Genomic DNA, 19,289 nt, shown 5'->3' with positions numbered 1-19,289 from the left:
GAAACTAAAAGTTATGAAAAAATATTTCTGCATAGTAATTCTTTTGCTAACGATTATAGCCTGCTCTACTGCTTCCAAAAATAGTATAGCACCAAATGCTGTACCTACCCCAAAAGTAGCCATTAACGACACGGTAAGGATTGCAAATGATTCTTTAGAATATGAAGTTATTATTATTGACAATGGTTTTAGTAGCTGGCTGGCGTCAACAGCACTTCCCCGAAATTATTATTCCTTGTCTTATCTGGAAAACAAGAATTATTTATATGTTACAGAATGGAACAACCGCGTTTTGCAGCCTCAGCGTTATAGTCCGAATTTATATGAAATGACAATCGATTATCGCCCTGACATTCATTACGGATATGAAGTAAATTATTTGATTTACAATTATATGATTTATTTTCAAAATACATACAAACAAAAGCTCGCAGGCTATGTTCCTATAAGATAATGTTCTTATATTTGTAATTATTGCAAGTAAAAATGAATAGATTAAAGAAACGTTGGGGAATTACCTCAAATCTACAAGCCATAATTATATTTATTGTTTTTGCCATCACCGGATCGGCATCTGCATGGTTATCTAAACCCTTTTGTGTTTTATTAGGCATCACAAAACAAGATTTTGGTGGTTGGTTTACTTTAATTCGACTATTGATTATTTTCCCTATTTATCAAGTTTTACTGGTTGCAATTGGAACTCTTTTTGGACAATTCCGTTTCTTCTGGAATTTCGAAAAGAAAATGCTTAAAAATATGGGATTGGGATTTTTGTTTAAAGATTAATTCTTTATAAAAACAACATCTTAATTTTAGTTCAAAGCATATATACTCTCTTTTTATACCTCTTCATATTCTCTGTTTGTCATCAAAAGAAACAAGTTCAATTCTTAAATCCATTGGATTAATTCGCCCCAATTGCAAGCACCTTCAACAAACCTACTAATTAATTCTTTTATTAATTTAAAATTAAAAACATAAAAAATTAAGATAATAATTACACATAAAAATATTTAAAACTCATTTTAATATTAAATCCTCTTTTTTTACAGGATGGTGCAGGATAGTTTTATTTAGAGTATTCTCAATCTTTACAACACTCATAATCATAAAGTTAATTTTAAACTGAATAAAGTAACTCTTTTTTGGGCAACTTGTTTTTCGTTTACTAAACTGAAGTTTTATGATAGAGAAATTCAGATCTCACTTAACTAACTAACCAACCAAAAAGTATTAAAATGTCAAACAATTCTATGAAATTACATCTTGTAATGGCATTAGCATGTCTTACAATGTCAGTCACGACCATTTTTGCTCAAAATCCAGTAGTAAAAATTGATTTTGATCAATCCGGAAGACCCAAAGCCGAAGTAAACGATCCCGATTATACTGCCTGGGTAATCGCTTCGGGCAACACCAGCACTTATTCTGAAAACGGAGTTACCTTTACCGTAACGCGCGTGGGAGATAATGGAGATGCATTAGGAACCAATTGGTACAAAGCCGGAATACAAGCTCCTTATTATGCCAGATTAGTTTGCGACGGACTTACCGTAAAAGGCACTACAGCAAATCTTGGTGCAAAAATAGAACTTAAAATAAAAGGATTAGCTACCGGGGAGCACACTTTACTGGCCTTTTTTAATGCTGTAGACAGTCCTGTTGGAAATAGTTTTAGTCCAATTGATATTTCTATCAATGGCAATTTAGTCGTCGACAATTTAATTTCGAGTATCAGGGCTACAACAAATGCAGAGGCTAAATCTACCTATTTAAAGTTTCAGGCAGTTGAAAATACTGATGTTGTTTTATTATTTGCAGCCGAAACATCCGGCACTGAAAATATAAAAAACTTTGTACTAAACGGTTTTGAATTAAATACGCCTAATATCTTTCATCAGGCAACAAATCCCTTTCCTAAGCACAATGATGAGCATGTAGAGTTGACATCAGGAGGCAAATTACTTACATGGACTACAGCTACAAATGCATTATCCCATAATATCTATTTTGGAACCGATGCCGCAGCAGTAGAATCTGCCACCACAACATCGCCGGAATTTAAAGGAAATCAAATGAAAGCAAATACATCTTATCAAATAAACGGATTATATACCGGAACCACTTATTATTGGCGCGTTGATGAAGTATTAGCCGGCAATGCAATAGAAAAGGGAAATATATGGCGTTTTCGCCCTGCTCAGCTTGCTTTCCCTGGGGCCGAAGGGTACGGGCGTTTTGCCCGTGGCGGAAGAGGAGGAAAAGTAGTAGCTGTAACCAATTTAAACGACAGCGGTCCGGGAAGCTTTCGTGATGCCGTAACAAATGATATAGGTCCAAGAACCATTGTTTTTAATACTTCCGGAATTATTCAGCTTAATTCACGTTTGGTTTTAAGTCAGCCTTATGTAACAGTAGCAGGGCAAACTGCTCCGGGAAAAGGTATTTGTATTCGTTCTGCTCCTTTTGGCGTCACCGGAAATGATGCCGTCGTTCAAAATCTTCGTGTACGTGTTGGCGGTGGCCCTACTTACGACGGAATGGGTTTAACGGGAGCTGATTACAGTATTATCGATCATTGTTCTATTAGCTGGACGATCGACGAATCGTTTAGTTCGCGTTCCGGAAAAAATATTACGCTTCAAAAAACACTGATCTCAGAAGCTTTAAATGCTGCCGGACATCAAAACTATCCCGCCGGAACAGAGCATGGTTATGCTGCTACTATTGGCGGAGATATTGGAAGTTTTCATCATAATCTTTTAGCGCATTGTTATGGACGTAACTGGAGCTTAGGCGGCGGATTAGACGGAAGCGGTGCTTATTCGGGAAAAATGGATATTACCAACAACGTAGTTTACAATTGGGGATCAAGAACCACTGATGGCGGAACTAAAGAGGTAAATTTTGTAAACAATTATTACAAACCCGGTGCCGGTTCTAAAATATTTGTGGCTTTCAATCAGCAAAACGAAGGAGCAGGAACGGGAATGCAACAATGCTTTTTTAGCGGAAATGTGATGCCGGGGTATTTTGACGAAAGTAATCAGGCCGCCGGAAGAAAAGCGTCCGGAATAACAGTTACATTCGAAAACTTTGTAAACACTCCCTTTTTCCCTTCTTATGTAACAACACAATCTGCTAAAAATGCCTACAAAATTGTACTTTCTGATGTTGGATGTACACAGCCGCAATTTGATGAGCACGACGAAAGAATCATTACTGAAACCCTAAACGGAACATATTCTATAAAAGGAAGCGTGACCAATAAACCCGGATTTCCTGATAATGAATCTGATGTGGGTGGTTTCGAAACTTACCCTGTAATCAGTAGGGATGCGAATTGGGATACGGATCAGGACGGTTTACCAAACTGGTGGGAAAATAGTACAGGAACAAACGTAAATTCCGGCCTTAATGATTTTTCAGATGCCAATGCCGATATCGATCTGGACGGTTATACTAATCTTGACCACTATTTACAATGGATGTCGCAACCTCATTATGATGCTTCAACAGGAAATAAAGTAAGTATAAATATTCAAAAACTTTCGAGAGGTTTTACCAACGGAGTTACTTACACTCTATCAAATGTCGTAAACGGAAATGCAGTACTGACTTCTGAAAATGTAGACTTTACCCCAACAGCAAGCGGTTTATGTTCTTTTAATTTTACCGCTACAGATGCCGAAGGTGCCACAATGACACGTAAAATCAATATCCTTAGCGGCATTATCCCTAACTTATCTATAACAGAGAATAAAGAAACTGATGCAAGCTTCAAAGTCTGGCCAGTTCCTAATAACGGTTATTTTTCAGTGTTAATGGATAACAACGAAGAAAAAGCCGAACTTAAAGTTTATGATGTTTTAGGTAAAGAAATCTTAAAAAAGAATATTAGTGGTAAAACCCAGGAAAGTATACACTTGCAATCAAAAGGAGTTTTTATATTAAAAGTCTCTAATCCTGACACAAAGAAAGTCTTACACCTTAAAAAGATTATAGTACAATAAAGTAAGTATAAACCAATGGCAACAAGGAACGTTGCCATTGGTCTTTTTATCAAAAATTAATTAATTTCCTCTTCACGACTTCTTTGAAAATAATAGGTATAAATCCATGTAAGTGTAAACGATGGAATCACATCTGTAAAAGGCAATATTTCCTCTACAAAAGTCAAAATACCAGCTACTCTTCCTACTCTGCCTTTATACATTCTGGTCATGATTAGGGCTGCAATCGGTGCCCAGACTACATCTGAAAATTCTCCAATCCACGGAATTGTAAATGAAATCATTCCAATTGCATCCAGAAGCAATCCTAAAAGGAGTTTTCTGGTTCTATTATCTTCGTTTATTATTTTCATTTCCTGCATTTTCACTTCAATTAGATATTATTCGAATTTATAAACAATTGATCCAATAAACTTATTTCAAATTATAAATTTATTTCTTAATTCCCATCTAATCAATTTTCCTGCCATTTATTAAAACAGTCTGATTACCCAAGGATTAGAAAGATTAAAACAGTATTAAGATTTTTCAATCTTTGACCTATTGCAAAAATTTAAAAATTGAGAAGTTTGCTATAAAAAAAAACCACGTAACTCCGTTTAATAAACCAAATCCGTGGCCCCTAATTGTATTTCAACCGCTCCATTAAAGAAAAAAAACTTCATTCATTTTTAAAACTGCTATTTTCATTGCTTTTTTTATTTGTTCTTAAAATTCTGTTAGATGACATTTTTATATCGGCAGAATCTTTGTTTCTTTGTAGAAACAGTTTCAAAATGATCCACGCAAAAAATATACATAAGTTCTACGATAAATTAGAAGTTTTAAAGGGAGTCGATTTGCACATCAAAAAAGGAGAAATTGTTTCAATTGTTGGGGCTTCCGGTGCAGGAAAAACAACACTTTTACAAATTTTGGGGACACTGGATAAACCTGAAATAAATACCGAATCATCTCTGACTATTAACGGCGAAAATGTCCTGAAATTACAGGACGTAGAAAATGATAATTCGAAACCAGAAAAAGTCTTTAAATGGGTTTACAGAAGTGGTTTTATTTATCTCCTATGTCTGATCAATTTTTATTTTTTCTTCAAACCAGTCATAATCGATGATGTTACCAGATATAGCACCATTGCAATTTTATTGCTGCCTATTTTGGCAGTACTAATTTATATGAACCGCTATTTTAAAAAGAAAAGCAAACAAGACAAGGTATTATCCAATTTTCGAAATCTAAATCTTGGTTTTATCTTTCAGTTTCATCAATTATTACCTGAATTTACAGCTTTAGAAAATGTTTGCATACCCGCTTTTATGGCCAATAAGCCAAAAGCCGAAACGGAAAAAGAGGCCAAAAGAATTTTAGAATATTTAGGTTTATCACACAGAATCAATCATAAACCAAACGAACTTTCCGGAGGAGAACAGCAACGTGTGGCAGTGGCGCGCGCCTTAATCAACAAACCCGACGTTATTTTTGCCGATGAACCTTCAGGAAACTTAGACACCCATTCTGCTGAAAATCTACATCAGTTATTCTTTCAGCTTCGTGACGAGTTTGGGCAAACATTTGTTATTGTAACGCATAACGAAGAATTGGCTAATATGGCTGATAGAAAATTGGTTATGGTCGATGGTCTGATTAGTAATTAGAAGCTGATCCTGCTGTCCGCTATATCTTTTCCCGGCTAAAGGAGCCGGAAAAAGGATGCCGCTTCCATCAGGGCTAGACACCCGAATAACAAGAACTTTCATTTTAATCATGACTCAAAAAGAACTCAAAGAATTCCTCGACGAAAAAGTCATTCAGTATAACAATCAGGATTTTATTGATAGTGATCCTGTACAAATTCCGCATTTATTTTCCCAAAAACAAGACATTGAAATCGCTGGTTTTCTAAGTGCTACAATTGCCTGGGGAAACCGTAAAATGATTATCAGGAACTCCCATCAAATGATGGAATTAATGGGTAATACCCCTTATGATTTCGTTATGTCTTATACTGAGGATGATTTGGCACGTCTAGAAAATTTTGTTCACAGAACCTTTAACGGAAAAGATTTTGGTGGTTTCATAAAAGGATTGCAGCATATTTACACCAATCATGGTGGATTAGAAACTGTTTTTGCGAAACATCAGGAAAAAGATAGTTTACAAAAAAGCATTCACGAGTTTAAAAAAATATTCTTCGAAATCGATCATTTACCCCGAACTCAAAAACACATCTCAGATCCTTTAAACAATTCGGCAGCAAAACGAATCAACATGTATTTGCGATGGATGGTTCGTCAGGACACAAAAGGGGTTGATTTAGGCATCTGGAAAACTATTTCACCTGCCGCATTGTCTTGTCCGCTTGATGTGCATTCCGGAAATGTAGCCCGAAAATTGGGGATTCTTACCCGAAAACAAAATGATGGAAAAGCGTTGACCGAGTTGGATCTTAAACTTAGAAAGATGGATTCTCAGGATCCTGTAAAATATGATTTTGCCTTATTTGGACTGGGTGTTTTTGAAGGATTTTAACCACAACACTTGCTGTTTACATTAGCTTTATTGCTTTTTTTTTCGTAATATTACCCTATAAAGCTGTATAATATGGAGCATTTTATAGATTATATAAAACATTACGCCATCCCAATATTTGCGCTTACGAGTTTGTCTTTAGCCCTCGCACTGATACTAAAAAGAATCCATTATCAATATACGCTGCCTTACAGACACTCTATTATTCGTAAGTCCGAAATTTTTCTCACAGAGATAACACTTTCAAGACCTGATAAAAATACTTTAAAATACAAAATTGCAAAGTTCAGATCAGAGATCCCCATACATAAAACCTGGTGTAAAAATATGCTCATTGAGGATATGATTCGGATGAAAAGTAACTTAAAAGGAAAAACAGCCAAGAACATCCTTTTAATTTACAAACAACTGGATCTCAATCATTATTCTGCAAGTTTAATCCGGGATTTCAGAAAATATAAAAAACGCGAAGGAATTTATCATTTTCAGGCATTAAAATACAAACCCGGAATTTCACTGATAAAAAAATACTTGTTGCATCCTGACAAAATTATCAGGTCAAATGCCAATATTGCTTATTTAGCTTTATCAAAAGGCGATTGGTCCTCTATTGATAAAATCCCCGTTAGAGTATCTATCATTACGACCATAAAAGTAATGGATGTCTTGCATTCAGAAAAAATTCCAATTCCGCCTGACATCGATCTTTGGATACAATCTGACAATCCAACGATTCTAAAACTGGCGGTAATGACAATGGTTTTTTATAACTATAGAAATAAATCAGCCGAAATAATTCAATTACTACATCACGAAGATAAGAATTTAAGAATAGATGTCATTATTGCTATTCGGGACCTTTATCTCTTTGAGGCTGAAGATAAATTATTAGCATTAATTGAAACCGAAACAATCGAAATTCAGCTGGAAATTTTACAAGCACTTGCTGCGATAGGTTCTGAAAAAACAATTACTTACTTAAACTATAAAATTAAAAATGAAGAAGTAAAAGACATCAAACTAGAAATGGTCTGTTGCTTAAACACATTAGATCCTGCCGGCTTAAATGTATTAGGAACACAAGATTCCGATACTCAAAATATGATTAATCACATTAGAGAATTACAGCTATGATTTACGATTTTCTGCCACATATCATTCGTAGTTATGATCATTTTGTGGCCTATTTTTCTGTAGGTTATATTTTGTTTTATATCTTTCTGTCGATACTATCTTATTGGGCCATTATAAAACATCTCAAATATCAAAAATACCTGGAAGAAGAAGTACTGCTTCGTTCTAATCATATATTGGGTGTTTCGATTGTCGCCCCGGCTTTTAACGAAGGCGTAAATATTGTGTACAATGTAAAATCATTACTTTCATTAACATACCCAAAATACGAAATCATTATTATAAATGACGGAAGCACTGATGACACTTTGGAAAAACTAATAACCGAATTCGATTTGGTTAAGATCGATTTTTATTATCAGGAAAAAATTGTAACACAACCTGTTCGGGGACATTACAAATCAACAAATCCTGTTTACTCAAAATTGCTTATTGTAGATAAAGTAAACGGGAAAAGTAAAGCTGATGCCTCAAATGCAGGTATCAATTCCTCCCAATATCCGTTGTTTCTATGCACAGATGTTGATTGTATTTTAAAAAGAGATACCATTCTAAAACTGGCAAAACCATTCATGGAAAATGAAACCCGGGTAATTGCGTGCGGTGCCGGAATCAGAATCTCAAATTCATGCAATATAAAAGAAGGCTTTTTGTTTAAAGTACATTATCCTAAAGAATGGTATCCCCGTTTTCAGGAATTAGAATATGTACGTTCTTTTTTGTTTGGAAGAATGGCCTGGAGTCAAATAAATGGTTTACTTCTTGTTTCCGGAGGCCTCGGAATGTTCGACAAAGATATTGTGATAAAAGCAGGCGGATATTGGCATCAATCCTTAGGAGAAGATATGGAGTTGGTGACCCGAATGAGAAGATACATGCACGATAATAAAGAAAAGTTCTTAATCAAATATATCCCTGAATCACTTTGCTGGACAGAAGTTCCCAGTACCAAAGAAGTTTTTTTAAGACAACGCATTCGTTGGGCCCGGGGATTGGTACAAACACTGTATTTACATCGAAAAATGTTTTTAAATCCCAAATATGGAAGAACAGCTTTCCTGGTTTTACCTTTCTTTTTTAGCTTTGAATTTTTAGTTCCCATTATTGAATGCATTGGTGTCTTAACCTTAATTGCAAGTCTGGTATTTGGCACTATAGATTATCAATACCTATTAATTATAAGTCTTTTAGTGTATTTATTTTATCTCTCCATTACCATAATATCCATCTTGATTGATGAGATTTTGTATAAAAGTTATGCCAATTATAAAGAGCTAATGATTCTGATCGGTATGGCCGCTATCGAACCTTTTGTGTATCATCCGATAACAGTTTATGCGTCATTAAAAGGATACTGGCTTTTCTTTAGAAAAAAAGAACAAAATTGGGGCGTAATGGTTCGAAAAGGATACGCAACTCCAACTAAAAAATAATTTGAAGATGAAGAACATTAAAACTTTACATATAATCATTATGCTTGTTTGCTTGTTTTTATTTTCAAATCAAACTGTAAGAGCGCAAAAAACAGATACAGATAGTCTGTTGAATGTTGTAGTTAAAGACATGAAAAGCACACGTCCGAACTACAAGCTCAATATACAAAGAGCCTTATTAGGAAAAAAACTAGCACCGGATTATCTCGATTTTCATTTAGAATTGGGTCGAAATTATGATTTAATAAAAGTAAAAGACAGTGCCCGATATTATTATAATTATGTAATTGATAAAAACCCGAGGTACGAAGATGCTTTCCTGTACCTTATCAATTTAGATTTAGAAGATAAAAATTACGATGAAGCATTAGAACTAACGAATAAAGCAATTGAATTATATCCTGATAACAAAACTTTCAGACTGAAACGAATTGCGGTTTATTCACTACAAAACGACACCCAAAATGAGGCTAAATATCTAAAATCTATTAGAGCTAAATTTCCGCATGATGCAGACATAGAACAACGTCTTTTTGAGTTATATTCCAAAACAAATAGCGACAGAGTTGGTGCTTATTATAATATCACAACAATTAACCGCGATGGCGTAGGTCCCTGGCATCTGGCAAGTGCTGATTATATAAGACAACGCACCTGGGGAAGTTTAATAGGAAGAGTAAGTTATGCCAAAAGATTTTCATCTGATTTAGTACAAGCCAGCGGGCTTCAGTTTGAAGTTGAATCGTATCTCTTTGCCAAAAAAAATAATTATTCCTATATTGATGTTGCCTACAGTAAAGATAGCGCCTTTCCTGAATGGAGATTAGGATATTCTTATTTTCATAATTTCAGTAAAGGCTGGGAAGCTGATTTGGGAGTTCGTTATATTGCAATGCAAGACAATAGTGATTTAAAAACACTAAATATTGGGCTCGGGAAATACTTTGGTTCTTATTGGGTCAATTTTAGATCTTATATTCAAAAAGACAGCCCGTCGTTTACTCTGACATCCCGATATTACTACAAAACAAAATACGACTATATCACCTTAATTGCGGGTTACGGCACCTCTCCTGATGATCGTACAACAGCTGCTGAATACGATGCCAGAATATCTTTAAGCTCTTATCGAATAAGTGCCGGATTTTATAAATTAATACAAAACCATTATATTTTTGGGTTTCTTATCACCAATAACCAACAGGAATATACGTCACACAAATATCAAAACGAGCTTGATTTTTGCCTTTTTACTACAATATAAATTTTAAACAATATGAAAAAAAAGCATCCTCTTTATTTTCAACTTTTCTTTTTTTTCCTATTTAGCTTCAACATGATGGCACAATCTGAAATCATAATATCCGATAAAAATAAAATCATAACCAATTCTGAAAATACTCAGGCTGCAGCTAAAATTCTGAAAACATATCTGGATAAGGCTTTTGCTAAACCTTTTGAAATTGCAGCTGAAGGCAAAAAAGAAAGCAATACATCCGAAATAATTTTAACAATATCGGCTACTGAAAAATTAAAAGAGAATGAATTCATCATCAAAAGTGATTCAAAATCAATTTATCTCATTGCTCCCAATCAAAAATACCTGCGTTATGCCGTTTATACCTTATTGGAAATTTGGGAATTTCGAAAATTTACCGCTACAGAAACTTATATTCCAAAAGTCACACAACTTATTTTTGCCAAAAATACCCGTAAGATACATCAACCTTCATTTGATTACAGAGCGCTGTTTTATCCGGATTGTTATGATGAGGATTTTAGAGACTGGCACAAACTCGACTGGCAGGTTGATGATTTTGGTATCTGGGGACATTCTTTTAGCGTTCTCGTTCCTGCTAAAGAATATTTTAAAGCCAATCCAAAACTTTTTGCCTTATACGAAGGAGAACGAAATACAGAATCATTATGTATGTCTAATGATACCGTTGTAGCCTTGGTCGAGAAAAAAATGGCTAAAATTATTGCGGAAAACACCCAATGCTCAGTTTTATTCAGTGAGTCAGAATGATGATGTCGTATATTGCGAATGTACCCAATGCAGGGCTTTGAATAAAAAACATGGTGGTCCGCAAGGTTCCTTTTATTATTTTTTGAATAAAATTGCATCCCATTTTCCTAAAACAAAAATTACGACACTCGCCTATCTTCATACCTTTAAACCTCCGGTTAATCTAAAGATAGCACCTAATATTTATACTATTTTCTGTCCGATAGAATTGAATCGGGGAAAAGTAATTACTCCCGAAAATGCTTCTTCATTTGTAAAAACATTAGAAAACTGGAGCATTACCTCACCTCATTTATTTTTATGGGATTATACCGTTCAGTTTTCAAATTATATGTCCCCTTTTCCCAATTTTGAATCTTTTCAGGGCAACTATAAGTTCTTTAAAAAGAATAAGGTAAAAGGATTATTCGTTCAGGGATATTCAGATATTCCGGGAGATTTTTCAGAATTACGACAGTATCTTTTAGCCAAATTAATGTGGGATACTTCTATAAATATCGAAGCTACAACCGCCGATTTCTTACGGGGCTTTTATGGTAAAGCTGCACCATTTGTTGGTAAATACCTAAATCTATTAGAAGCTTATCAGAAGAAAAGTAACGCCTATCTGGACATTTACTCCGGCCCGGTTGAAGCCCGAAATACTTTTTTAACTCCTGAAGCAATGGATCAATACGATCAATTCTTAGAGCAAGCAGGAACTACTGTTGAAAATGATCCTATTTTAAATTCCCGAATTCAGAAATTGCGATTAGCTTTAGAATACGTGTATTTTGAACAAGCCAAATTTTACGGAAAAAACCAACATGGAATGTTTATCGTAAATTATAACGGAGAAAAAGAAGTAAAAGAAGGTTTAACAGAACGAGTGCTGAAATTTACCCAATCCTGTAATCAGTTCGGAATTTATGAATTAAGCGAAGGAGGACTTTCTCCGGATAATTACTATAAAGAATGGCTTGAAATTTGTAAAAATACAACGACTCATTTAGGAGAAGATTTAAAAGTTAACTTCATTACGTCACCCTCAGATGAATTTAAAGGCAAAGGAAGTTATGGTTTAGTGGATGGCAACCGGGGATACAAAGATTTCAACATCAACTGGATTGGCTGGTATGAAAACAATCCTGAAATCGAAATCGAAACCAATAATCTTGATTTTAATACCTTACAATTAAACTTCCTAAACGATCAGAGACATTGGATCTTTACACCAAAAAAAATAAAGGTATACGGCTTTAAAGATCAGAAGTGGTTCCTGCTACAAGAAAAAAATTGTGACAATTTAACAGAAGACTCAGAAATTACAACAAAATCATGGGAGATTGGAGATCAAACCTTTAGTAGTTTTGCCAAAATTAAAATCATTGTAGAAAACCAAACAGCAATACCAATCTGGAGGAAACGAAAAAACAAAAAACCAATGGTAATGCTGGACGAAATAGAATTATATAAAAAATGAAAGCAGAAGATGAACACTAGTGACAAAAAAATCATGATCATTGACCATGACGATATGACAATTGAAATTTTGAAATTTATCCTTAAAAGAGAAGGCTACAAAATAAGCATTGCCAAAGACGGTATTAATGCGATAGAGAGAATCCCAACCATTATGCCTGATTTAGTGATTACTAACATTATTATACCGCTAAAATCAGGATTAGAGATCATTAGCCATATTAAACAAAATTTTAAAAATATTCGTGTCGTTGCACTTTCTGCACTTGGCGAAGAAGAAAATACGGTAGAAGAAGCTTTTGAATTGGGTGTTGATGATTTTATTGCCAAACCCTTCAATCCAAACGAACTTTTATTGCGAATAAAAAGATTTTTATAACAATTAAAAGTCCTTTTTTGAGAAATACGAATGCCCCAAACTATCGTAATTTCTAAGAAATACCAATTTTCAGCTATTTATAGCTATATTTGCACAAAATTTAATGCAAATGAGCACTTTCGAAAAATTCAATCTTCCAAAATCAGTACAAAAAGCAATCGACGAATTAGGCTTTGTTACGCCTACTCCTATTCAGGAAAAATCCTTTGCTGTGATTATGTCTGGCCGCGATATGATGGGAATTGCGCAAACCGGTACCGGTAAAACATTTGCCTACTTATTACCTCTTCTAAAATTATACAAATTTACACCAACCAATACGCCCAAAATTGTAATTCTGGTTCCAACACGTGAATTAGTTGTTCAGGTTGTAGAAGAAGTCGAGAAATTAACCAAATATATGTCGGTTAGTACACTTGGTATTTTTGGTGGGGTGAATATCAATACACAGAAAAAAGCCGTTTACGAAGGAGTTGATATTTTAGTAGGAACACCTGGTCGTACAATGGATTTAGCCCTTGATGCTGTAATTCGTTTTGATGAAACACAAAAGTTAGTTATTGATGAGTTTGACGAAATGCTGAATTTGGGCTTCCGTACGCAATTGACAGCGCTTTTGGCCATGATGAAAACCAAACGTCAAAACATTCTTTTCTCTGCAACTATGACAGATGAAGTAGATGCTGTTTTGAATGACTTTTTTGATTTCCCGGAAGAAGTTACACTTGCTGCTTCAGGAACTCCGCTTGAAAACATTACGCAAATCACGTATAATGTTCCTAATTTTAATACAAAAGTAAACCTGCTAAAACATTTATTAGAAACTAACGAAAGCATGGAACGTGTTTTGGTTTTTGTGAATAATAAAAAGATTTCGGATATGCTTCATACCAGAATCGAAGAAGATTTTGAAGGTCAGTTTGGCGTAATCCACTCGAATAAATCTCAGAATTATCGTTTGAGTACCATGGCTGAATTCCAGGAAGGAAATCTTCGCGGATTGATTACTACTGATATTATGGCGAGAGGTTTGGACATTTCGAATATCTCTCACGTAATCAACTTTGAACTTCCTGAATTTCCTGAATTGTACATGCACAGAATTGGTCGTACAGGTCGTGCAGATGCAACAGGAACTGCAATTAGTTTTATCACGCCTCGTGAAGAAGAATTTAAAGTAGAAGTGGAAGTGTTAATGAATCAGGAACTTGCCATAGCCGATTTTCCTGAAGAAGTTGAAATATCCTCTAAATTAATCGAACCTGAAAAAGACAAACAACCGATTAAGTTTTTAATGAAAAAACAAAAACTAACAGGTGATGGTGCTTTTCATGAAAAAGATAAAAAGAATAAAAAAGTCAACCTTGGAGGACCTTCTAAAACCAAAAAGAAAACCCACGGATCTGTCAACAGAAATATGTTGAAAACGAGAGACAAGAAGAGAAAAGATAAGAATAAATAGTTTTTTCTCTTAGGGACAAAGATTCAAAGGAACAGAGGTTCAAAGTAAAAGTATACAAAAAAGGCTCAAAGAAGTAAAAGTTAATTTTACTTCTTTGAGCCTTTTCATTTTTAAACCTTTGTCCCTTTGTTACTCTTAACCTTTGAACCTTCCCTACTATATTTTCGTAAAAACCAATCCAACCGGTGAACACAATTCGATTTTTTTCCCCGTATTTGTAAGCTTTCCTGTGATTTTATCTCTTTTGAAAATAATGATATCATTTGTATATTGATGACCTACCAAAAGATAATTCCCTGTTGGATCAATAGCAAAATCTCTTGGGCCTTTTCCTAAAGTGCTTTCCTGCTCTACAAATTTAATTTTTCCGTCTTTCAGAATTTGATAAACTGAAATTGAGTTCGCATCAACACGATCTGTTACATATAAAAACTTCCCGTCAGGCGAAATTTTAATTGCAGCAGCACCTGTGCCTCCCGTAAATCCTTTTGGCAAAATACTGGTTTCGGCAAGCAGTTTTAAATTACCGGATTTATCATAACTAAAAGTAGTAAGGGTCGCATCTAATTCCTGAACTAAATATACAAATTTACCGTCTTTGCTAAAGGTTAAATGTCTTGGCCCACTTCCTTTTTTTACATCAACAGTTCTTTTTAGAGTAAGGATTTCATGGCTGGAACCCGGATTGTATTTGTAAATAAAAACTTTGTCCTGCCCCAAATCATTTGATAAAACAAACTTTTTGTCCGGAGAAAAAACAACCTGGTGCACATGTGCTTTTTCCTGACGTGCAGCATTTGGTCCTTTTCCTTCATGTTGAATTAATTGTTGCCCTTCGGTTATACTTCCATCAGCATTTTTCTTAAATACAGCAATGCTTCCACCAGAATAATTAGCAACAATTACGTTTTTATCATCATTAATTAAGTGACAGGGATCAGCTCCCAGAGAGGAGTTTGTATTCAATACTTTCAGTTTACCTGTTGCTGAATCATACGTTAAGGCCGTTACAGCACTCTGTGTTCCGTTTTCATTTACAGCATAAACAAATTTATTATTTGCAGAAACCGACAAATAACTTGGACTCACTACCTTTTCCGTAGAATTCTTTAATTTAAAATCGCCCGAAGTCGCGTCAAACTCATAAACGTAAATTCCTTTACTCTCGCAAGTATTGGTATAGGTACCTATCAATAAATTGAATTTATTCTGAGCCTGCGAAGTCGTAAAAGCGAAAGCAGAAAAAAGAACTATATATAATCTTTTCATAGTTTTTAATTGTTTTTTGAATAGGCTAAAATACTCAATAATATCATTCGGAAACTCATTTTTTGTTACAAAAGAATTTACAAAAGTTACATTATTCAGACTGCCTTTCGTAATTTTCATACCATATAAGCAATATAAGAGAGGATGAGCAGAGGCTGATTTAAGTAAAAATTAAATGAAATTATATTACTTATACGGTTTGACTAAAAATTTGTATTTTTGACCAGCATCTACAAAACGTAGTGAAATAAATCTAAGCCAGAATGCATTTTAAACATCCCGAAATTCTATACTTTCTGTTTTTATTGATTGTGCCAATTTTGGTTCATTTATTTCAATTACGACGTTTTAAAACTTCTTATTTTACGAACGTTCGTTTCTTAAAAGAGCTTTCGATTCAAACCCGAAAGAGTTCTAAAATAAAAAAGAGACTCTTATTAGCGACGCGTTTACTATTGCTGACTTGTATCATTTTGGCTTTTGCCCAGCCTTTTTTTGAAGCAAAGGACAGTAAAAATGCTACTAACGAAATGTATATTATTCTCGATAATTCTTTTAGTATGCAAGCCAAAGGCAAAAAGGGCGAATTACTAAAACGCGCTGTACAGGAATTATTAGAAAATACTCCTGAAACTGTGCAGTTTTCATTATTAACCAACACTGAAAACTACTGGAATACGGATATCAAGTCATCTAAAGGTGCTTTGCAAAATCTAAAATACAGTGCCACTCCTTTTGAACTTTTGTCTATAATGGCGAAGATCAAAGCGCATAAATCAGCTCATAAAAAAGATATCGTTATCATTACTGATGCTGTTGGATTAGCCGAAAAAGATGTAAAAGACATTGATACAGAAGATAAACCATACTTCATTATTCCTGCGGCCGAGCAAAAAAACAATGTTGCAATTGACAGCGTTTTCATCCATCAGACTTTAGAAAATTTCTACGAAATAAGCGTTAATTTATCGGCTTATGGCGAAGATTTCAAACCCGTTTCTATGGCTTTATACAATCAAAATAAGCTGATTGCCAAAACCATTATCAAGTTTGACACGAAGAAAAAGAAAGTCAATTTTACGATTCCAAAAGAAGCCTTTCATGGCTATGTAACTATTGAAGACAACGGGCTGACGTATGATAACACGCTTTATTTTAGTATTTCTAAAGCTAAAAAAACGAATGTTATCAGTATTGGTGAGCCTGAAAAAAGTAATTTCTTGTCGCGAATTTATACTTCAGCCGAATTCAATTACAACAATTACTCCATTAGCAGTTTAGATTATAATAGTTTAGACAAACAGAATACCATTATTTTAAATGAATTAGTTGAAGTTCCTCAAGCTTTGCAAACGACCTTAAAAGCATTTGTTTCTAAAGGCGGGAATTTAGTGGTAATTCCTTCTGAAAAAAGTTCCGTTTCTAATCTAAATTCATTTCTCGCTAATTTTGGGAAAATTCAGTTTAAAAATCTTGACAGCAAAAGCAAGTTAATTACCAAAATCAACTTTGACCATCCTTTGTTTTCAGGCGTTTTCGAAAATAAAATTACGAATTTTCAATATCCAAAAACAGCTACTTCATTTGATATTTCGAGTCCATATCCGGCGGTTCTATCGTATGAAGATCAAAGTGTATTTGTAACTGCAATTCAGAATCCGGTTTCTGGAATTACTGTTTTTTCAGCACCAATTAATGCAGCAAATTCAAACTTTCAGCAATCGCCGCTAATTGTTCCGTTGTTTTATAAAATAGGGCAGAACAATCAGAAAACGGGAGTTAATGCCTTAACAATTGGTAGTAATCAACCTTATTTTGTAGATGTTTTACTAACTAAAGATGCTATTCTGGAAGTAAAAGGAACTGAAGATTCTTTTATCCCAATTCAGCAAATATTGAATAGCAAAGTAAAACTAACTTTCAATGATTTCCCTGAAACAGCCGGAAATTACAGCATTTTTGATAAAAAAGAATGGGTCGAAAATCTGAGTTTCAATTATAAACGAACCGAAAGCGATTTGAACCAGGTAAACACAAACATAATTTCAGATTTTAAAACTGCTGATACGATTTCGACCATTTTTAATACGCTACAAACTGAAAGAACTGACAGCCAAATTTGGAAATGGTTTGTTATCTTTGCACTGTTATTTTTAGCATTAGAAATGGCAATTATAAAATTCGTAAAATAAACTTTAAGTTTATTTTTTCTGAACCATTAAGAGATTAAGATCATAAAGCGTTAAGCCTTCTTAATTTAACTTAATATCTTAATGGTAGAAATAAAACATTTTATGTTTGAATAAATAAATATCTACATATGAAAATAATCATCAGAAGCGCCAAAATTATCGATTCAAAAAGTCCGTTTCATAATCAGACCGTTGATCTTTTAATTGCAGATGGTTTAATAGAAAAAATAGAAACTTCGATTCTTGATATTGAAGATACCACCGAAGTTAAATTTGAAAACTTACATCTTTCTCAAGGTTGGTTCGACAGCAGTGTTTCTTTTGGAGAACCGGGCTATGAAGACAGAGAAACCATTGCAAACGGACTGAATGTTGCTGCAAAAAGTGGTTTTACCGCAATTGCTTTACAACCCAACTCCTTCCCTGTTATCGACAATCAGTCACAGGTCAATTTTGTAAAAAATAAAGCGAATGGTTTTGCGACAGAACTTTTCCCTATTGGTGCTTTAACAAAAGCCAGTGAAGGAAAAGATATGGCCGAATTGTTTGATATGAAAAAATCCGGAGCCATAGCTTTTGGAGATTACAACAAAAGTATAGACAATGCTAATCTTTTAAAAATCGCCCTGCAATATGTTCAGGATTTTAATGGATTGGTTATTACTTACTCTCAAGACCCTAATATCAAAGGAAATGGTGTCGCCAATGAAGGAATTGTTTCGACCAAATTAGGTTTAAAAGGAATCCCGAATTTAGCAGAAGAATTACAAATAGCAAGAAATTTATTTTTATTAGAATATACAGGAGGAAAACTTCATATTCCGACAATTTCCACTGCAAAATCGGTTGAACTAATAAGAGAAGCTAAAATAAAAGGATTGCAGGTAACTTGTAGTGTTGCTGTACATCATTTAGTTTTAACCGATGAAAAATTAGAAGGTTTTGATACCCGTTTTAAAGTTACTCCGCCGTTAAGAACTGAAGCTGACAGAGAAGCATTAGTAAACGGAGTAAAAGACGGAACAATAGACCTGATTACTTCAGATCATAACCCAATTGATATCGAGTTCAAAAAAATGGAATTTGATACCGCTAAAAACGGAACAATTGGCTTAGAAAGTGCCTTTGGAGCTTTATTAACTGTTTTACCTCTTGAAACTATTGTTGAAAAACTAACTTTAGGAAAAGCTATTTTCGGAATTGAAAATAATTCGATTGCTGAAGGTGCCAAAGCTAACTTTACTTTTTTTACTCCAGAAGGGGGATCCACTTTTACGAAAGCCAATATTCTTTCGAAATCTAAAAATTCTGCTTTTTTAGGAACAGAAATTAAAGGTACCGTTTACGGAATCTTAAATCAAAACCAACTTGTTATCACTAAATAA

15 protein-coding genes and 2 pseudogenes are annotated in these 19,289 nt (G+C 34.2%); 15 read left to right on the top strand and 2 right to left on the bottom strand.

The window, feature by feature from the left end:
• Positions 1 to 13: 13 nt before the first annotated feature.
• The 3 genes from ACQY44_RS02400 to ACQY44_RS02390 all read left to right on the top strand — a co-directional run bounded on the left by ACQY44_RS02400 (position 14) and on the right by ACQY44_RS02390 (position 4,016).
• Positions 14 to 454, top strand: a complete 441-nt coding sequence (locus ACQY44_RS02400; RefSeq protein ID WP_428228832.1) for a DUF6146 family protein — start codon at positions 14 to 16, stop codon at positions 452 to 454.
• Positions 455 to 486: 32 nt separating this feature from the next.
• On the top strand, positions 487 to 789 hold the full coding sequence (locus ACQY44_RS02395) for a DUF6787 family protein (protein WP_428228831.1): 303 nt from the start codon (positions 487 to 489) through the stop codon (positions 787 to 789).
• 452 nt (positions 790 to 1,241) lie between these two features.
• Positions 1,242 to 4,016: a T9SS type A sorting domain-containing protein gene (locus tag ACQY44_RS02390; protein WP_428228830.1), complete on the top strand. Its 2,775-nt coding sequence runs from the start codon at positions 1,242 to 1,244 to the stop codon at positions 4,014 to 4,016.
• A gap of 56 nt (positions 4,017 to 4,072) precedes the next feature.
• On the opposite strand, the gene ACQY44_RS02385 is transcribed toward ACQY44_RS02390, so the two are convergent.
• On the bottom strand, positions 4,073 to 4,378 hold the full coding sequence (locus tag ACQY44_RS02385; protein WP_428228829.1) for a hypothetical protein: 306 nt from the start codon (positions 4,376 to 4,378) through the stop codon (positions 4,073 to 4,075).
• A gap of 414 nt (positions 4,379 to 4,792) precedes the next feature.
• Between ACQY44_RS02385 and ACQY44_RS02380 the strand changes: the two are divergent.
• The 10 genes and pseudogenes from ACQY44_RS02380 to ACQY44_RS02335 form a co-directional block, all read left to right on the top strand.
• Positions 4,793 to 5,005: pseudogene (locus ACQY44_RS02380) on the top strand (ATP-binding cassette domain-containing protein); the annotation flags it as partial.
• Positions 5,006 to 5,224: 219 nt separating this feature from the next.
• Positions 5,225 to 5,671 (top strand): annotated as a pseudogene (locus tag ACQY44_RS02375) (ABC transporter ATP-binding protein); the annotation flags it as partial.
• A gap of 109 nt (positions 5,672 to 5,780) precedes the next feature.
• Positions 5,781 to 6,545, top strand: a complete 765-nt coding sequence (locus tag ACQY44_RS02370; protein WP_428228828.1) for a TIGR02757 family protein — start codon at positions 5,781 to 5,783, stop codon at positions 6,543 to 6,545.
• Between the two features lie 72 nt (positions 6,546 to 6,617).
• A complete protein-coding gene (locus ACQY44_RS02365) occupies positions 6,618 to 7,679 on the top strand; it encodes a HEAT repeat domain-containing protein (protein ID WP_428228827.1) in 1,062 nt (353 codons plus the stop codon).
• Positions 7,676 to 9,112, top strand: a complete 1,437-nt coding sequence (locus tag ACQY44_RS02360) for a glycosyltransferase (protein WP_428228826.1) — start codon at positions 7,676 to 7,678, stop codon at positions 9,110 to 9,112. The genes ACQY44_RS02365 and ACQY44_RS02360 overlap by 4 nt, the downstream gene beginning before the upstream one ends.
• A 7-nt stretch (positions 9,113 to 9,119) precedes the next feature.
• A complete protein-coding gene (locus tag ACQY44_RS02355) occupies positions 9,120 to 10,376 on the top strand; it encodes a YaiO family outer membrane beta-barrel protein (RefSeq protein WP_428228825.1) in 1,257 nt (418 codons plus the stop codon).
• Positions 10,377 to 10,388: 12 nt separating this feature from the next.
• Complete coding sequence (locus ACQY44_RS02350) at positions 10,389 to 11,141, top strand: DUF4838 domain-containing protein (protein WP_428228824.1); 753 nt, start codon at positions 10,389 to 10,391, stop codon at positions 11,139 to 11,141.
• Entirely contained in the window at positions 11,095 to 12,603 is a 1,509-nt protein-coding gene (locus ACQY44_RS02345; protein WP_428228823.1) for a DUF4838 domain-containing protein, read from the top strand. The genes ACQY44_RS02350 and ACQY44_RS02345 overlap by 47 nt, the downstream gene beginning before the upstream one ends.
• Positions 12,604 to 12,612: 9 nt before the next feature.
• The gene (locus ACQY44_RS02340) at positions 12,613 to 12,981 is read left to right on the top strand and encodes a response regulator transcription factor (RefSeq protein ID WP_428228822.1); all 369 of its coding nucleotides are present in this window, start codon (positions 12,613 to 12,615) and stop codon (positions 12,979 to 12,981) included.
• A gap of 109 nt (positions 12,982 to 13,090) precedes the next feature.
• Entirely contained in the window at positions 13,091 to 14,443 is a 1,353-nt protein-coding gene (locus ACQY44_RS02335) for a DEAD/DEAH box helicase (protein ID WP_428228821.1), read from the top strand.
• Between the two features lie 156 nt (positions 14,444 to 14,599).
• Here ACQY44_RS02335 and ACQY44_RS02330 read toward each other — a convergent pair whose 3' ends face one another.
• The gene (locus ACQY44_RS02330) at positions 14,600 to 15,712 is read right to left on the bottom strand and encodes a lactonase family protein (protein WP_428228820.1); all 1,113 of its coding nucleotides are present in this window, start codon (positions 15,710 to 15,712) and stop codon (positions 14,600 to 14,602) included.
• Positions 15,713 to 15,975: 263 nt separating this feature from the next.
• Between ACQY44_RS02330 and ACQY44_RS02325 the strand changes: the two genes are divergently transcribed.
• Entirely contained in the window at positions 15,976 to 17,904 is a 1,929-nt protein-coding gene (locus ACQY44_RS02325) for a BatA domain-containing protein (protein WP_428228819.1), read from the top strand.
• Positions 17,905 to 18,032: 128 nt separating this feature from the next.
• Positions 18,033 to 19,289, top strand: coding sequence for a dihydroorotase (locus tag ACQY44_RS02320; RefSeq protein WP_428228818.1), 1,257 nt, complete (start codon positions 18,033 to 18,035; stop codon positions 19,287 to 19,289).

The organism is Flavobacterium sp. (genome assembly GCF_965277525.1).
In the GTDB taxonomy this organism is placed as follows: Bacteria; Bacteroidota; Bacteroidia; order Flavobacteriales; family Flavobacteriaceae; genus Flavobacterium.
This window is presented reverse-complemented; position numbering and strand designations above follow the sequence as displayed.